Consider the following 15,033-nt stretch of genomic DNA (forward strand, 5'->3'; position numbering starts at 1 on the left):
GAACGCGTTACGGCGCGGACGGGCTCCCAGAACCTAGGAGACCGTGGTGCCGGCCGCCGCGCGCAGGGACTCCCAGTCCGGCAGCTTGACCACGCTGCGCCCGAGGGAGGCGCCGAGTTCCGCCTCGGCCCGCTCGATGGCCTGCCAGCCCGCCCACCCCACGGGCTCGGTGCCCTCGGCACGCAGTACCGGGAAGATGTCGTCCGGCACCGGCCTGCCCAGGAGTCCTGGCGCGTCCTGGAGCAGCGAGGCGACCGTCTCCTTCGCGCACGGCCGGTTGGTGCCGATGACGCCCGTAGGGCCCCGCTTGATCCAGCCGGCCACGTACTCGCCCGGCGCGACGGCGCCGTCCCGCAGCACGCGCCCGTTCCGGTGCGGCACCGTGCCGGTGCCCGCGTCGAACGGCAGCCCGTCCAGCGGCACCCCGCGGTAGCCCACCGACCGCAGCACCAGCTGGGCCGCGATGTCCTCGTACTGCCCGGTCCCGGTGACGCCGCCGTGTCCGTCCGGCGTCGTGCGCTCCAGCCGCACCGCACCCACGCGGCCGTCGTCGGCGAGCAGTTCCACGGGGCGCAGGAAGAAACGCAGCCGGATCCGGCGGGTGCCGCCCCTCGGCGGCGTGGCGGCCCAGCCGCGCAGGACCTCGACGTTGCGGCGCTGGGCGGCGGGCAGCGCAGAGGGGTCCGCGCAGGCCGGGTCCAGGGCCAGCTCCTCCGGGTCGACGACGACGTCGGTGTCCGGCAGGGCGCCCAGCTCGCGCAGCTCCTTGGTCGTGAACCGGGCCTGCGACGGGCCGCGCCGGCCCACCATGTGGATCTCGGTGACCCGGCTCGCGGCGAGCGCGGTGAGCGCGCCGTCGGGCATGTCGGTGGGGCTCAGCTCGGCCGGGCCGCGCGCCAGGATGCGCGTGACGTCCACGGCGACATTGCCCACGCCGACGACGACGGCCGACCGCGCGTCCCGCACGAAACCGCTGTCCGCGGAGTCGGGGTGGGCGCTGTACCAGGAGACGAACTCGGTCGCCGACCAGCTGCCCGGCAGGTCCTCGCCCGGGATGTGCAGACGGCGGTCGGTGGCCGCGCCCACGCAGTACACCACCGCGTGATACAGCTCGCGCAGCCGTGCGACGGGCAGTCCGCCGGGGCCGCCGACCTGGACGCCGCCGAGGAACCGGACCCGTTCGTGCTCAAGGACCGTGCGCAGGTTGTTCTGCAGGGACTTGATCTTCTCGTGGTCCGGCGCCACGCCGTAGCGCACGAGCCCGTACGGGCACGGCAGCCGATCGAGGACGTCGACGCACACCGAGGGGTCCTGCTGGACCAGGCCCTGAGCGGTGTAGCACCCGCTCGGCCCCGAGCCGACGACGGCGACACGCAGCACGGCGGAACTCCTTACCCCGGGGGCTCACAGGCGGATCACAGGAGATCGCTGATGGCTCCAGCATGGCACCAAGGGGCCCGCCGGGGGAGGGAGGCGGCGCGGGACCGCCCGCGTGTCGCGGCCCGGACCGTACGCGGACCGCCGGCTACCGCTCCTGCGGGGGTGCCGGGATCCGGCCGGTCGCGAAGAAGCGGGACAGGTCCGTGTCGCAGGACCCGCCGGGCGGCTGCGCCCCGGGCGGCGTTCCGAGGTTCCAGTCGAGCCCGTAGCGCTCGAACAGCTCGGCCCGCAGTGCCGGTACCGGCATCGGTGCCCCGGGCACCAGCGCGGCGTAGACGGCGCCCATCAGCAGCGCGCGCAGCATCGGGTAGTCGGCGTCGACGTCCCGCGAACCGCGCCGGGCCACGGTGTCCCGCAGCAGCTCGGAGAGGCGCTGCTGCTCGGGGCACTGCACGAAGCCCTCCTCGTGCAGGATCCCCGCCATGTGCTGGCGCATCAGCACCGGCCGGTCCCGGGCCAGACCCAGGATCGCGTCGATGGCCCGCGCCAGCCGCTCCCGGCCGTCCTCGCTGTGCGGTTCCCGCTCCAGCGCCTCCTGGAGTGTGCGGTGCATCAGCCGGTGCACGGCGGACTGCACGAGCTGGCGCTTGCCGGGGAAGTAGTAGGAGACCAGTCCGCGTGCCGACCCCGCGCGGTCGGTGATGGCGCCGAGCGTCGTCGCGTCGTACCCGTGCTCGCCGACCAGCTCGACCGCCGCCTGGAGGAGCCGCTCCCGGGAACGCCGCCGCAACTCTTCGTTGACCGAGGCGCTTCGCGGGGACATGCTGTGACTCCTGCGTTGACTGGCTGCCAGCCAACTATACTCAACGCGAGCGGACCGGTCCCGGACAGGGGCCCGTCGTGCTGCCGTCCGTCTCGGGCGAAACGGGGGATCGTCCGAGACGGACGGCTTCTTTTGTGCCGGGCTCCTCGAGGGGGTGCCGCGGGGGCCGCGGGCGTCGTGGTCGTTCAGTGCGTTCGAGTGGCTCGGTCCGTCGGGCGGAGCCAGTCGAGGACGGGCAGCAGCGCGTCCGGCCGCCGCGCGACCGGCAGGTGGTCCACGAAGTGCACGCCGCAGCCCAGGGCGGCCGCGCCGCCGTCCGCCTGGCGGTTGTCGCCGACCATGAGCACGTCCTTCGGGTCGGCGTCGAGCGCCGCGCAGGCGAGGGCGAACAGACGCGGGTCCGGCTTCTGGATGCTGTGCTCGTACGACAGCACATAGGCGTCCACGTACGCGTCGAGGCCGTGGGTGCGGAACACCGGGCGCAGGTCCCAGCCGATGTTGCTCACGACGGCCACGCCGATCCCGCGCTCGCGCAACGTGCGCAGCACCTCGGCCGCGTCCGGGTAGGGGGCCCAGGCCGCCGGTGTCATGTGCCGGTCGTACAGCGCGTCGTGCAACGCGGGGTCGGGCAGCGGCACTTGGCGGGACAGGGCGGTGTAGGCGGCCCGGTGCTCCTCGGCACTGCGGTCCCGGTTCTCCCACAGCTCGGCCACCTCGTCGGGCACGCGTAGCGGGGAAGCCCCGCCCGGCAGTGCCCCGGCCTCCTCCAGCGCTTGTGCCGCACGGGCCAACTCCTGCTCCCCAAGGGTGAGTTCCGCCGTGTCGAGGGCGGCTCTCAGCCAGGATTCGCAGGACTCGACGCGGAAGAGGGTCCCGGAGAAGTCGAAGAGCACGGCAGTCATGGGCCGATCATGGCCCAACTCCTGGTGCCCCGGCCACTGGGCCTTGGAAGGGCTGTTCCTAGCCCAGTGCCCTCAAGCCGGGTGTCACCGCCACCAGGACCGGTATCACCGGCACGAGCGAGGCGACGGCCGTCAGGCGCAGCCGGCGGGCGGCCGGGAGACGGTTCGGGGGAGTGAGGAGGCGGTGCACGCGCTGAGAGATGTGCGCCTGGCTGGCCGGGCAGGGGCCGAACACGCCGCGGTGCTCGTTGAGTTGCACCAGGGCGAGGGCGGTCGTCAGACGGCCGAAGCGGCGTGAGGCCATGTCGTCGGCGGCGAGTTCGACCAGGCGGTGCATCTCGTCGCGGAACGCGGCGAACACCGGCACCTGGGGAAAGCCGCCGGCGAGCGCGCCGGAACAGTGCAGCAGCCAGTCGTGCCGGGCCCGCGCGTGGCCCTGCTCGTGCGCGAGGACAGCGTCCAGCTGCCGTCCGCTGAGCCGGCGCAACGCGGCCGTGGTGATGACCAGTTGGGGCGACGAGCCGTGCAGCCACCAGGCGTCCGGCCGCTCGCCCTCCAGCACCACGAGCCGGTCGGAGCCGGGTTCCTCGCCGGGCAACAGCGGTGCGCGCACGAGGAGTTCAGTGCGTCGCAGTCGGCGTCGAGCCCGGGCCCGCACCACCTCGCGCAGCAGCATCGCCGCACTCCACGCCCCGCCGCACGCGAGCGCCACCGCGGTCGTCGGCGCCCAGGCGGCGGCCGTGCCGAGCGCGTAGGCCTCCACCACGGAACGCGGAGCCGGGGCGAACAGATGGCCGCGCACCGCCTGCCAGGCGGCGGCCGAGCTGAGCGTCATCGACAGCGCGCAGCACAGCAGGACCGCGGCGACCACGCACTGCCACACCCACAGCGCGAGCACCGGTTCACGGTCCGGCCAGTCGGCCCGGGCGAGCAGCCGGGGGGCGGCGACGGCGGTCAGGGCACCGAGCAGCAGCAGGACCGCGGGGACCATCATGCGAGCCACTTTATGAGCGGCCGACAGCCCAGGGGCACGGCTCCGCGGCGAAGTGACGCAGGCCACGGCACCGTGGTGCCGGTCTCCAGGAGGCGGCCTGAGCGGGAATCCCCTCCCCTTCAGGGAGAGGAACAGTCAAATGGTCAGCAGCATCGCCACCATCGCTATCCCCATCGACAGCCGGCACGCACGGGCCAGCTCCGGTCGGTCGCCCCAGGCCGTGCCGCCGGGCGTGCCGCTGACGGTCGCCGCCCCGGCGGGGACCAGCCGGACGCCGGACAGCAGGACGTATCCGGTGAAGTACAGCAGCAGCGCGCCGGTGAGCGGTGGGACTCCCGCCCCGCCGTGGTGGTGGGAGCCGGGCGAGACGGCCATCACCACGGACATGTAGACCATGGCCACCGTGCCCACCAGATGGTGCCGATGGTGCGGGCTCGTCCGGGCCGACCGCAGCGCGCGCAGCGCGGTCACGCCGAAGAGCGCCCCGTAGGCCGACCAGGCCCACGCCGGTGGCGTGAACACCGCCGCCGGGACGGCCATGGCCGCCATGCCGAATCCCATGAACGCCTCACCGCCCGCGGCACGGCGCTGCTCCTCGACGCTGCTGCGCATCCGCAGCAGGCAGTACACCCCGGTCGCCGCGCACAGCGCGACCAGCAGCCAGCTGGGCGAAGCCGATCCGTGCACCCCCCACCTCCCCGTTCGACGGATCGCGGCCGCCGCCGGACGGCCGGTCGGTCAAGCGATGCCCGGCGCGCGCGGTGCGCACACGAGCGCAAGGAGGTATACGGGGCGCGTTCGGGGAGGCACAGCACGTCATGAGCGGCCCGCGGTCATCCGGCAATATGCTTTACAAGTAAAACACCTGCTAAGGTTGTCGATATGAGCAGTGTGCCCCCCACCCCCCTGAACCGGATCGCCCGGCATCTTCCACTCACCGGCGTGCTGCGGCTCGGCCGCCCCTCGGACATCTGGTTCAAGCCCGCCCTGAGCGCCGTCGTCTCCGTCGCCCTGCCGACCCTCACCCTGCTCGTCCTCGGCCGGCTCGACCTCGCCATGTACACGATGGCGGGCTCGCTGTGCGCCCTGTACGCGCACAACCGCCCCTACGCCGCCCGGGCCCGCGCCCTGGCCTGGGTGGTCGTCGGCATGATCGGCGGCCTCGCCGTCGCCCTGGTCACCGCCTCGCTCACCGCCGACCCGGTCGTGCTCGTCACCGTCGGCGCCCTGATGGCCGCCGTGCAGAAGGCGCTGTGCGACGCCACCCGCATCGGACCGCCCGGCAACGTCGTCCTCACCTTCATCAGCTCCGCCTCCCTGTTCGCCCCGCAGACCCTCGGCCAGGTTCCCGCCCACCTGGCGCTGGCCCTCGCCGCGGCGGCCTGGGCCTGGCTGGTCGGCATGGCACCCGGACTGCTGCGCCCGCACGGCCCGGAGCGCCGCGCCACCGCGCAGGCGCTGAACGCCGCCGCCGTCCACGCCGCCGCCGGGACCGGCGACGGCCACGCCCGCAGCCGCGCCGCCGCGGCCGCCGCCGTCCACGCGGCCTGGCGGACGCTGCTGTCCACCGGCGCCCGCACCGCTCCCCGCCGCGCCCTGGAACGGCTCGTCGTACGCGCCGAGGTCGCGCTCGCCGCCCCCGCGGACGCGGACCCCGAGCGGCTGCGTGCCTGGGCCCGCCAACTGTGCGGGACCGGTCCTGTCCCCGAGGCCGGCGAGACCGCGGCGGACACCGACGAACTGCTCGGCGTGGACGCCGAGACCGCCGCCTCGCACCGGCCCTGGTGGACCCTGCTCGGCCCGCTGACCCCGATCGTGGCGCGTACCGCGCTGGGCTGCGCCCTCGCCGGCTACGCCTCCCTCGCGCTCGGCGTCGGCCGCCCCTACTGGGCTCTGGTCACCGCCGCCTCCCTGTACCAGGCCAACATGACCCTGACCTGGAAGCGGGGCATCCAGCGAGTCGTCGGCAACCTCGTCGGCGTCCTCGTCTTCGCCGCCGTCGCCCCGCTCGCGCACGCGAGCGACCTGGCCCTCGTCCTGCTCTGCATGGCCTTCAACTTCGGCGCCGAGGCGCTGATGGGCCGCAACTACTGGCTCGGCAGCATCTGCGTGACCCCGCTGGCACTGCTCGTCGTCGAGTTCGCCGGGTACCACGAGCCGGGCGAGCTGATCACCGAGCGGGCCGTGGACACCGTCGTCGGCGCGCTGGTCGGCTTCGTGGCCGCCGTCGCCGTCACCAACCGCCGGGCCGGCGACCGCATCGAGCACGCCCTGGCCGCCGTCGACCGGGCCAGCGAACGGGCCGGCCGCCTGCTCGCCGAGGAGCGGCCCGCGCCCGCCGCCCTGGAGTCCGCCCGCCGGAACCTGGCCGCCACGCTGGTCGATCTGCGCGCCACCGCCGACGCCGCGTCCGGCGAGTGGTGGCAACGTGCCCTGCCCGAGGAGCGGGTCGTGCTCACCGAGCAGTCCGCACACCGTACGCTCGCCGCGACGATACGACGCCAGGGCCCGCACGCCCCGGCGAGCACGGGCGAGACGACGGAGGACGTACGGCCATGACGGCGAGGAACGGAGGGCCGGCCCACGGGGAGGCGGCGACCGGGGACGCGGCGCACGAGCGGACCCGCCCCGCGGAGACCGGGCCGGGCGACGACACCGTCGCGGGCGTGGTCCGCCAGTGGCGGGCCGTCCACCCCGATCTGGACACCGCGCCGATGGAGATCATCGGCCGGATCAACCGCTGCGCCGCCCTCCTCCAGCAGGCCGAGGACGCGCCCTTGCGCCGGGCGGGGCTCAGCCGGCCCGAGTTCGACCTGCTCGGGGCGCTGCGGCGGACCGGGGACGAGCTCACCCCGAGCGAACTGACCCGCGAGACGTTCTCCTCGGGGGCCGCCGTCACGAAACGCCTCAAGCAGCTCACCGAGCGCGGCTTGGTGGAGCGCCGCGGCGACACCCGCGACCGCCGGGTCGCCCATGTCCGCCTCACGGACGCCGGACGCGACCTCGTCGACGGCATCCTGCCGGAACAGCTCGCCTACGAACGGGCCGTCCTGTCCGGCCTGGCCAGTCAGGAACGGGACGGGCTCGCCTCGCTCCTCGGCGAGCTCCTCGGCCGGCTTGAGGGACGCCGGGGCGCCCTGCGTCTCTGAGCCGGCCTTCGCTCCGCGTCAGCTCTCCCGGGCGGACTGGTAGACGCCGAAGGTCGCGCCCTGGGGGTCCCGCAGCACCGCGATGTGGGGCCCGTCCGCGAGCGCGGTGGGCTCCAGCAGGGCCTTGGCACCGGCCCGCACCGCGACGTCCGTGCTCACCTCGACGTCCTCGACCGCGAAGTACGGCAGCCAGTGCGGCGGCACATCGGCCGGGAAGCGGTCGTGCATCGCCGTCACGCCGCCGAAGTCCTCGCCGTGGAGACCCCACTGCGTGTACCACTCCGAGGCGTTGACGCTCCAGCCGAACACGCTCGTGTAGAAGTCCCTGGCCCGCTTGGGGTTGCGGGTGACCAGTTCCACCCAGCCGAGCGAGCCGGGCCGGTTGAACACCCCGGCACCGGAGAACTCCCGCGGTTCCCACATCTGGAAGGCCGCGCCCGACGGGTCCAGGGCCACGGTGAAGCGGCCCTCGTCGTAGATGTCGCGCGGGCCGTGGATCACTGTCCCGCCGGCCTCCACCACCTTGTTCGCCGTGGCGTCCGCGTCCGCTACGGCGAACGAGACGTTCCACGCGACCGGCTGCGACTTCTGGTACAGGGGGGTGATCGCGGCGACCGGCGCGTCCCCCAGGTGAGCGAGGGTGTAGTCACCCGAGACCAGCCTGGGATCGCGGCGCATGCGCCAGCCGAAGACCTCCGTGTAGAACCGCGTGGACGCATCCAGATCGCTGGTGCCCAGCTCCGCCCAGCAGGGTCCGCCGACCACAGGCTTGTCGAACTCCATGGCTTTCCTCCGGGAAGCTCGTTCCCACCCACCAGCACGCTAGCTCCGGCCGCCGACGCGGGCCAGCGGGAGGCGCCCGGCCGCCCGCGTCGGCCCGCGCCCCGGATCCGGCTCAGATTCCCGGCCGGTACCGCAGCGGATGCCCGGCCGGCACCTCGACGAGGACGATGGGTGTGCCGTCCGGATCGGCGATCCACATCTCGATCAGGCCCCACGGCTCGCGCACCGGCTCCCGCGTGATCTCCACGCCCTTCGCACGCAGCTCCTCGTGGGCCGCCGCCACGTCCTCGACCTGGAGCCACAGCCGCAGGGAGGGGGACGGCGGGTCGTCGGAGCGCCCGGAGAGCTCCAGGAAACCGCCACCGAGGAAGTAGACGGTGCCGCGCTCCGGCCCCGTGCCGAACTCGCGGTGGACGGCGAGGCCCAGCCGCTCGCCGTAGAAGACACGGGAGCGTTCGGGGTCCGCGGGCCGGACCAGTGTCCGACTGCTGAGTACGTGCACCATGCCTCCCGAGGCTAGTGCTGTGACCGGAAAGGTTCACCGCTCGCGACGCCCGGTGCGGCTCCCCCAAGCTCTTCGAGCAGGGGGGACCCCCAGCCGCGTTGTCGCATCGCCCGAGTCCATCCAGTGCGCGGGCGATGCTCCGCCTTGCGATGTACCGCACCGGACGCCGCGAGCTTTCCGGCGAACCTTTCCGGCCACAGCACTGGTGCCCCGGCAGTAGTGGCAGGATGACGCTCGCCCCCTCCCGACAGCGCCCGAACCGAAAGGCACGCCCCATGACGACCGCCGCCGGTGGACTGACCTTCCGCGACGCCCGCGACACCGATGTCGACACGCTGGTGCGCCTGATCGAGTCGGCGTACCGCGGGGACTCCAGCCGGGCCGGCTGGACCACCGAGGCGGACATCCTCCAGGGGCAGCGCACCGACCCCGAGGGCGTGCTGGAGGTGATCAAGTCGCCCGGCAGCCGGCTGCTGACGGTGGAGCGGGACGGCGGCGTGGTCGCCTGCTGCCAGCTCGAGCACAAGGGGGACCACGCCTACTTCGGCATGTTCGCGGTCAGTCCCACGTTGCAGGGCGCGGGCCTGGGCAAGGTGGTCATCGCGGAGGCCGAGCGCCGGGCCCGACAGGAGTGGGGCGTCAGGGAGATGCACATGACCGTGATCTCCGTACGCGAGGACCTGATCGCCTGGTACGAGCGCCGCGGCTACCGCCGTACGGGAAAGACGTCCCCCTTCCCGTACGGCGACGAGCGCTTCGGCGTTCCGCAGCGCGACGACCTGGAGTTCGAGCTGCTGGTCAAGGAACTCGGCCAGTGACCTGAGCCGGAGGTCCGTGCAGGGGGTCAGGCGGTGAAGCGGCCGGTGAGCTTGATCTCCGGGTAGTCGGTGGTCGCCCCGTCCAGCTCCAGGGCGCGGACCAGACGCAGGTGGTCCAGGGTGTTCACGACCCAGCCGATGATCCGCAGGTCCGCCTCGCGCGCCTGCTCGACGATCTCCAGGGTGAGCCGGCGGATGTTGAGGCAGACGGTCGCGGCGCCGGCGGCGGTGGCGCGTTCGACGACGCCGGCGCCGTAGCGGCTGGCCACGAGCGCGGTGCGCACCCCCGGCACCAGCCGGGCGATCTCGGTGATCGCCTCGTCGTGGAACGAGGACACCTCGACCCGGGAGACCAGGTCACGCTCGTGCAGCACCCCGGCCAGCGCCCGGGCCGCGGCCACGTCCTTGATCTCGGCCTGGAGCGGCGTCCGCACCGCGTCGAGGACCTCCTCGAAGACCGGGATCCGCTCGCCGCGGCCGGCGTCCAGGGAGCGCAGCTCGGCGAGCGTCTTGTCGGCGATCGCGCCGCTGCCGTCGGTGGTGCGGTCCACCTCGTCGTCGTGCATGACGACGAGGGCGCCGTCCTTGCTCAGGTGCAGATCGAGTTCGATGACGTCCAGACCGGCCTGCTGGGCGGCGACGAAGGAACGGAGGGTGTTCTCGGGCTCGACGCCCATGACTCCGCGGTGACCGATGGTAAGGAAGTTCAAGGTTCAACTCGCTTCCGTCGACGGCGGCTCGGCGCGGCGCGAAGCGGACGGACCTCGTCGTCCGCGCGGTAGTGCCGCAGCCTAATGGCCCACACGCGGGTTGGACCCCCGCGTACACGGCGCAGTGGGGTGACGGCCCGCAGGAACGGGGCCGTATCCGCCACGACGGTCACTCCGGCGTGGGCGAGTCGTCCGCACATTGACCGCCGGGCCGTGCGGCCCCCGCCCGGCCGCCCGCGGCCGGAAAACGCTCTGGGGTCGACGTGGCGTCTGTCACTCGACAGGGCCACCGGGTCTGGCCCCGTCCGGGTGTACGGCAGGAAAATAGCCGGTGACCATGGCTGTGCACAGAATTATTTCCCGAGGGTCCCCTTGCTGGGAGAAACCCTGTATGTATACCGTCTCCTTACGCGAGGTTGTCCCGTGGAGGATGAGACATGACGGAAATTCTTGTGCAGGTGGGTGCGGAGGAGAAGGTTCCTCCGGTGGCCAGGGTGGTTGAGCACCCGGCGTGGCCCGTGCTCAAGGATGCCGTGGAGCGAATCCGGCCATGGCAGTCGAAGGACGGCTCGATCGACTTCACGGCCGAGGGCGCCCCCGGACGCGCGGACGCCGACGCCGCCGTACGCCGTGTGACCGACGCCGTCGAGGAGCTGTCCCCGCTGCTGCCGCACGACGCCGCCTACCACGAGGCGCTCGTGCGCGACCTGCGCCGCTGGGCCGAGGGCGGCTTCGGGGTGCCGGACTTCCTGGACTCGCTGCTGGCCTTCCAGCCCGCCGCGAATCGCGCGGACGGCCTCCAGCACCTGGTCGTCTTCCCCATGTACACGCAGAACGGCAACCCGGACCGCAATCTGGAGGCGGTCGTGCTGCGCATGGTCTGGCCGGACTGGCTGGCCGAGCTGGAGCGCACCCGCTACGACAACCCGCTGTTCTGTGGCATCACCTTCGAGGACTTCACGGGCGGCTACGACACCAACTCCGCCGTCCTCTTCCCGGAGACCATCGCAGTGCGCGAAGCGCCGGAACGGTTCTCCTGGGGCGGCATCTTCTGCGACCGCGAGGCCGCCCGCTTCCGCCGGGTCACCGCCGCCGCCGTCGACCTGCTGAGCCTCGAACTGCCCGAGGACATCGCCGCCATGGTCCTCGACCAGAAGCGCTGCGAGGAGGCCTTCGTGCTGTGGGACATGGTCCACGACCGCACCCACAGCCACGGCGACCTGCCCTTCGACCCGTTCATGATCAAGCAGCGCCAGCCGTTCTGGATGTACGGCCTGGAGGAGCTGCGCTGCGACCTGACCGCCTTCAAGGAGGCCGTGAAGCTCCAGGCCGACGGTGTCGCGCAGGCCCGCGACGTGCAGTACGCGGTGCTGTTCGACCGCATGTTCCGCTTCCCGGTCACCGGCGAGCGCGTACGCAACTACGACGGCCTCGGCGGTCAGCTGCTCTTCGCCTACCTCCACAAGCACGACGTGGTGCGCTGGACCGACAACAAGCTCAGCATCGACTGGGAGCGCGCCCCGCAGGTCACCAACCAGCTGTGCGGCGAGATCGAGAAGCTCTACCGCGACGGCATCGACCGCCCCAAGCTGGTCCACTGGTTCGCCGGCTACGAGCTGGTCTCCACCTACCTCGCCCCGCACCCTGGCTCCAAGTGGGCGAAGGGTCCCGACGCCCTGGACCTGACCCAGCCCCCGCGCAAGCTCGTGGACGACGTCCTCCCCGACGAGTTCCCGCTCAGCATGTTCTTCGAGGCCCTGTCCAAGAAGCTGAAGAACGTGATCGCCTCCACGAAGGGGATCGTCGGAGCCGCCTGAGGTCCCGAGCCCGGGAACCGACCAGGAAGTGGCCCCCACCGCACGGTGGGGGCCTTTCCTCATGTCTGCAGATGGTGGCGCCCCTCGCGGCGGCCGCAGGCTGCCGGCAGGGCGGGCGGGAGCGCCGGCGCGGGACCGAGGAGCTGTGGAGGGCGGCCGTTCGCGCCCCGCTCGCCCGGTTCCTGGCGTCGGCCCTGCCGGTCGTGTTCCAAGCAGTGGCCGGGTACGCGGTCGCGGTGGCCCTGGCGCTGCTCGCCACCTGGCCCTATGCCCGGGGGACCGGCCGCATCTGGCCCTGCTGCCGGCGGTCGCGGTGGCCCTGGCGGCCTGTGCGGTGGCGGGCCATGTGATCGGGCGGCTGCTTCCGCCCCCCTGGACGCCTGTCTGGACCCGGGCCCCCGCGTGCCGATCGTGGCGCCGGCCCCGCTCCTGGCAGCCGCTGCGATCGCTGCGAGCCTGCACCCGGCGTTCGGCGACTGGACCGCACGGCCGTACATCCCTGGTGGCCATGGCGCCTGGCCCATCTGCTGGGTCTCACCGCGGTCGCGGCGGCGCTGCTGTCGACGGCCGTGCTCGGGGACGCGCGCTCCTACGGCCCACCGACCATGATCCGCAACGCTCTGGGGTGCACGGGCGTCACGGCTGCCTCGGCCGTACTGCTCGGCGCCCGGCTGAGCCGGCTGCCTGCCTTCGGCTGCGTCGGCGCGGTGTACCTGGCCTCCGGCGGAGCGCGTGGCCGCGCGGTCACGGGTGTGGGCGTGGCCGATGCAGCAGGCCGCCTGGGCTGCCGCCCTGGCCGCCTTCGTGGGGGGCGGTGCCCTCCACGCGGTGTGCGGATCACGCCCGATCGGGCCCCGCGCCTGAGGGGCACGGCGACCGACGGCATCTCCGGGACGCGCTGCCGTGACATCCGGCTTCGGCGAGCAGTGGGGGCAGGGCGAAGGCATCCTGGCAGGGGGGCGTGGGACCGGGCTGGGGAAGCGGGCGCGCTTCGAGGGTGTGTACGCACCGGCCCTGGGCAAGATCGCCCCGTATGAGGGGCCCCAGGGGGTGGTGGATAGACTCTGCCGTGCATGAAGATTTACGGCGCGAGCGACGTTTCGGTGGAGGAAGAAGTGAAAACTGAAGGACACAGGCACATTACTTCCGCCAGGAGCGTCGCGGCGGACAGCGCCGAGCGGGCCGCCGCGTGAGCGGCCGCGAGACTGAGAACACTGTGCAGGAGGCGAGGAACATGGCGGGGAACGGGGCTCTCAGCGGTGCGGTGATCGCGGTGGCCGGCGCGGGCGGGCCGGCCGGCCGGGCGGCGCTGCTCAGGCTCGCCGAGGCGGGGGCGACCGTCGTCGGCGCGGACAACGACCCGGAGCGGCTCTCGCAGGCCGTGGACGCCGCCCGGTACGGCTCCGGCGGCGCCAGCGTCACCGGGGACACCGTCGACCTGCTCGACCTTCAGTCCACCCGTGACTGGGCCGCGCACGTCGAGAAGGACTTCGGCCGGGTCGACGGCCTGGTCCACCTCGTGGGCGGCTGGCGCGGCAGCGAGACCTTCACCAAGACCGTCCTGGACGACTGGGACTTCCTGGAACTGCTGCTCATCCGCACCGTGCAGCACACCTCGCTGGCCTTCCACGAGGCGCTTCAGCGCAGCGAGCGCGGCCGGTACGTCCTGATCAGCGCGGCCGGCGCCAGCAAGCCCACCGCGGGCAACGCGGCCTACTCCGCCGCCAAGGCCGCCTCCGAGGCGTGGACGCTGGCCATGGCCGACTACTTCCGCAAGGCGGGAAAGGCCGAGGGCGCCGAAGGGCCGACGTCCGCGGCTGCGATCCTGGTGGTGAAGGCGTTGGTGCACGACGCGATGCGCGCCGACCGGCCCAACGCGAAGTTCGCGGGTTTCACGGACGTCAAGGACCTGGCCGAGGCCATCGTCGACGTGTGGAGCAAGCCCGCCGCGGAAGTGAACGGAAAACGTCTGTGGCTCACCGAGAAGCCGTGAACCCTCCCAGGACCGACGCGCGTCGCCACCACGACCCCCAGGTCCGCGGGTTCGCCAGCGACAACTACGCCGGGGTCCACCCGGAGGTGCTCGCCGCCCTGGCCATGGCCAACGACGGGCATCAGGTCGCGTACGGCGAGGACGACTACACGGAGAACCTCCAGCGGATCGTCCGCGACCACTTCGGCGCCACGGCGGAGGCGTTCCCGGTGTTCAACGGGACCGGCGCCAACGTCGTGGCGCTCCAGGCGGTCACCGACCGCTGGGGCGCGGTGATATGCGCGGAGAGCGCGCACATCAACGTCGACGAGGGCGGCGCCCCCGAGCGCATGGCCGGCCTGAAGCTGCTCACCGTGCCCACGCCCGACGGCAAGCTCACCCCCGAGCTGATCGACCGCCAGGCGTTCGGCTGGGAGGACGAGCACCGGGCGATGCCGCAGGCCGTCTCGATCACCCAGAGCACCGAACTCGGCACCCTCTACACGCCCGACGAGATCCGCGCCATCTGCGAGCACGCGCACGCGCGGGGCATGAAGGTGCACCTGGACGGCTCCCGCATCGCCAACGCGGCCGCCTCGCTGAACGTGCCGATGGGGACGTTCACCAACGCGGTCGGCGTCGACATCCTCTCCTTGGGCGGGACGAAGAACGGCGCGATGTTCGGCGAGGCGGTCGTCGTCCTCAACCAGGACGCCGTCCGCCAGATGAAGCACATCCGCAAGATGAGCATGCAGCTCGCCTCCAAGATGCGTTTCGTGTCGGTGCAGTTGGAGGCGCTGCTCGCCAAGGACCTGTGGCTGCGCAACGCCCGGCACGCCAACGAGATGGCGCAGCGGCTCGCGGAGGGCGTGCGCGCCGTGCACGGGGTGGAGGTCCTCTACCCGGTCCAGGCCAACGGGGTCTTCGCCAAGCTCCCGCACGACGTGAGCGAGCGTCTGCAGAAGCGGTTCCGCTTCTACTTCTGGGACGAGACGGAGGGCGTCGTGCGCTGGATGTGCGCCTTCGACACCACCGAGGACGACGTGGACGCGTTCGTGGCCGCGCTGAAGGAGGAGATGGCGCGCTAGCTGTACTGACCCGGGAGCCCGGTCGGATCGGCCAGAGATCCGATCTGCATAGTTATGCGATCACTCGAAAAGTCATTGACGATCGAGTGGTC

Annotated in this window: 15 protein-coding genes; 7 read left to right on the top strand and 8 right to left on the bottom strand. The window is 72.7% G+C overall.

Going from position 1 to position 15,033, the window contains the following annotated elements:
* Positions 1 to 33 precede the first annotated feature (33 nt).
* The 5 genes from CG719_RS06350 to CG719_RS06370 all read right to left on the bottom strand — a co-directional run bounded on the left by CG719_RS06350 (position 34) and on the right by CG719_RS06370 (position 4,786).
* Positions 34 to 1,380, bottom strand: coding sequence for an FAD-dependent oxidoreductase (locus CG719_RS06350; protein WP_100567481.1), 1,347 nt, complete (start codon positions 1,378 to 1,380; stop codon positions 34 to 36).
* A 145-nt stretch (positions 1,381 to 1,525) separates the two neighbouring features.
* Positions 1,526 to 2,203, bottom strand: coding sequence for a TetR/AcrR family transcriptional regulator (locus tag CG719_RS06355; RefSeq protein ID WP_100567482.1), 678 nt, complete (start codon positions 2,201 to 2,203; stop codon positions 1,526 to 1,528).
* 185 nt (positions 2,204 to 2,388) lie between these two features.
* Entirely contained in the window at positions 2,389 to 3,105 is a 717-nt protein-coding gene (locus tag CG719_RS06360; protein WP_100567483.1) for an HAD family hydrolase, read from the bottom strand.
* A 58-nt stretch (positions 3,106 to 3,163) separates the two neighbouring features.
* Entirely contained in the window at positions 3,164 to 4,099 is a 936-nt protein-coding gene (locus CG719_RS06365) for a M56 family metallopeptidase (protein WP_100567484.1), read from the bottom strand.
* Between the two features lie 135 nt (positions 4,100 to 4,234).
* Positions 4,235 to 4,786, bottom strand: a complete 552-nt coding sequence (locus tag CG719_RS06370; RefSeq protein ID WP_100567485.1) for a DUF5134 domain-containing protein — start codon at positions 4,784 to 4,786, stop codon at positions 4,235 to 4,237.
* A 195-nt stretch (positions 4,787 to 4,981) separates the two neighbouring features.
* Here CG719_RS06370 and CG719_RS06375 point away from each other — a divergent pair, with 195 nt between their 5' ends.
* Together CG719_RS06375 and CG719_RS06380 are read left to right on the top strand one after the other, a co-directional pair.
* Positions 4,982 to 6,658, top strand: a complete 1,677-nt coding sequence (locus tag CG719_RS06375; RefSeq protein WP_100567486.1) for an FUSC family protein — start codon at positions 4,982 to 4,984, stop codon at positions 6,656 to 6,658.
* The gene (locus CG719_RS06380) at positions 6,655 to 7,248 is read left to right on the top strand and encodes a MarR family winged helix-turn-helix transcriptional regulator (RefSeq protein ID WP_100567487.1); all 594 of its coding nucleotides are present in this window, start codon (positions 6,655 to 6,657) and stop codon (positions 7,246 to 7,248) included. The genes CG719_RS06375 and CG719_RS06380 overlap by 4 nt, the downstream gene beginning before the upstream one ends.
* An 18-nt stretch (positions 7,249 to 7,266) precedes the next feature.
* Here CG719_RS06380 and CG719_RS06385 read toward each other — a convergent pair whose 3' ends face one another.
* Entirely contained in the window at positions 7,267 to 8,031 is a 765-nt protein-coding gene (locus CG719_RS06385) for a VOC family protein (RefSeq protein ID WP_100567488.1), read from the bottom strand.
* A 112-nt stretch (positions 8,032 to 8,143) separates the two neighbouring features.
* A complete protein-coding gene (locus CG719_RS06390; protein ID WP_100567489.1) occupies positions 8,144 to 8,536 on the bottom strand; it encodes a VOC family protein in 393 nt (130 codons plus the stop codon).
* 275 nt (positions 8,537 to 8,811) lie between these two features.
* On the opposite strand from CG719_RS06390, the gene CG719_RS06395 reads away from it, so the two are divergent.
* Positions 8,812 to 9,354 carry a GNAT family N-acetyltransferase gene (locus CG719_RS06395; RefSeq protein ID WP_234375460.1) on the top strand — a complete coding sequence of 181 codons (543 nt, stop codon included), beginning with the start codon at positions 8,812 to 8,814 and terminating at the stop codon, positions 9,352 to 9,354.
* Between the two features lie 26 nt (positions 9,355 to 9,380).
* Here the strand turns inward: CG719_RS06395 and CG719_RS06400 are convergent, their stop codons facing one another.
* On the bottom strand, positions 9,381 to 10,064 hold the full coding sequence (locus CG719_RS06400) for a glycerophosphodiester phosphodiesterase (RefSeq protein ID WP_100567491.1): 684 nt from the start codon (positions 10,062 to 10,064) through the stop codon (positions 9,381 to 9,383).
* A 437-nt stretch (positions 10,065 to 10,501) separates the two neighbouring features.
* Between CG719_RS06400 and CG719_RS06405 the strand changes: the two genes are divergently transcribed.
* From CG719_RS06405 to CG719_RS06420, 4 genes are all read left to right on the top strand, one after another.
* Complete coding sequence (locus CG719_RS06405; protein WP_100567492.1) at positions 10,502 to 11,881, top strand: DUF6421 family protein; 1,380 nt, start codon at positions 10,502 to 10,504, stop codon at positions 11,879 to 11,881.
* A 71-nt stretch (positions 11,882 to 11,952) separates the two neighbouring features.
* Complete coding sequence (locus CG719_RS06410) at positions 11,953 to 12,231, top strand: hypothetical protein (RefSeq protein WP_100567493.1); 279 nt, start codon at positions 11,953 to 11,955, stop codon at positions 12,229 to 12,231.
* Between the two features lie 884 nt (positions 12,232 to 13,115).
* Positions 13,116 to 13,874 carry an SDR family NAD(P)-dependent oxidoreductase gene (locus tag CG719_RS06415; RefSeq protein WP_100567494.1) on the top strand — a complete coding sequence of 253 codons (759 nt, stop codon included), beginning with the start codon at positions 13,116 to 13,118 and terminating at the stop codon, positions 13,872 to 13,874.
* Entirely contained in the window at positions 13,871 to 14,941 is a 1,071-nt protein-coding gene (locus tag CG719_RS06420; RefSeq protein ID WP_100567495.1) for a threonine aldolase family protein, read from the top strand. The genes CG719_RS06415 and CG719_RS06420 overlap by 4 nt, the downstream gene beginning before the upstream one ends.
* Positions 14,942 to 15,033 lie beyond the last annotated feature (92 nt).

The sequence above is a fragment of the Streptomyces sp. CB01373 genome, assembly GCF_002803075.1.
Classification (GTDB): Bacteria; Actinomycetota; Actinomycetes; order Streptomycetales; family Streptomycetaceae; genus Streptomyces.

Bases quoted from the DNA above. Each gene is read 5' to 3' on its own strand.
- CG719_RS06355 (WP_100567482.1), bottom strand. From the start codon at position 2,203: ATGTCCCCGCGAAGCGCCTCGGTCAACGAAGAGTTGCGGCGGCGTTCC.
- CG719_RS06395 (WP_234375460.1), top strand. From the start codon at position 8,812: ATGACGACCGCCGCCGGTGGACTGACCTTCCGCGACGCCCGCGACACC.
- CG719_RS06380 (WP_100567487.1), top strand. From the start codon at position 6,655: ATGACGGCGAGGAACGGAGGGCCGGCCCACGGGGAGGCGGCGACCGGG.
- CG719_RS06360 (WP_100567483.1), bottom strand. From the start codon at position 3,105: ATGACTGCCGTGCTCTTCGACTTCTCCGGGACCCTCTTCCGCGTCGAG.
- CG719_RS06405 (WP_100567492.1), top strand. From the start codon at position 10,502: ATGACGGAAATTCTTGTGCAGGTGGGTGCGGAGGAGAAGGTTCCTCCG.
- CG719_RS06410 (WP_100567493.1), top strand. From the start codon at position 11,953: ATGGTGGCGCCCCTCGCGGCGGCCGCAGGCTGCCGGCAGGGCGGGCGG.
- CG719_RS06365 (WP_100567484.1), bottom strand. From the start codon at position 4,099: ATGATGGTCCCCGCGGTCCTGCTGCTGCTCGGTGCCCTGACCGCCGTC.
- CG719_RS06415 (WP_100567494.1), top strand. From the start codon at position 13,116: ATGGCGGGGAACGGGGCTCTCAGCGGTGCGGTGATCGCGGTGGCCGGC.
- CG719_RS06390 (WP_100567489.1), bottom strand. From the start codon at position 8,536: ATGGTGCACGTACTCAGCAGTCGGACACTGGTCCGGCCCGCGGACCCC.
- CG719_RS06375 (WP_100567486.1), top strand. From the start codon at position 4,982: ATGAGCAGTGTGCCCCCCACCCCCCTGAACCGGATCGCCCGGCATCTT.
- CG719_RS06385 (WP_100567488.1), bottom strand. From the start codon at position 8,031: ATGGAGTTCGACAAGCCTGTGGTCGGCGGACCCTGCTGGGCGGAGCTG.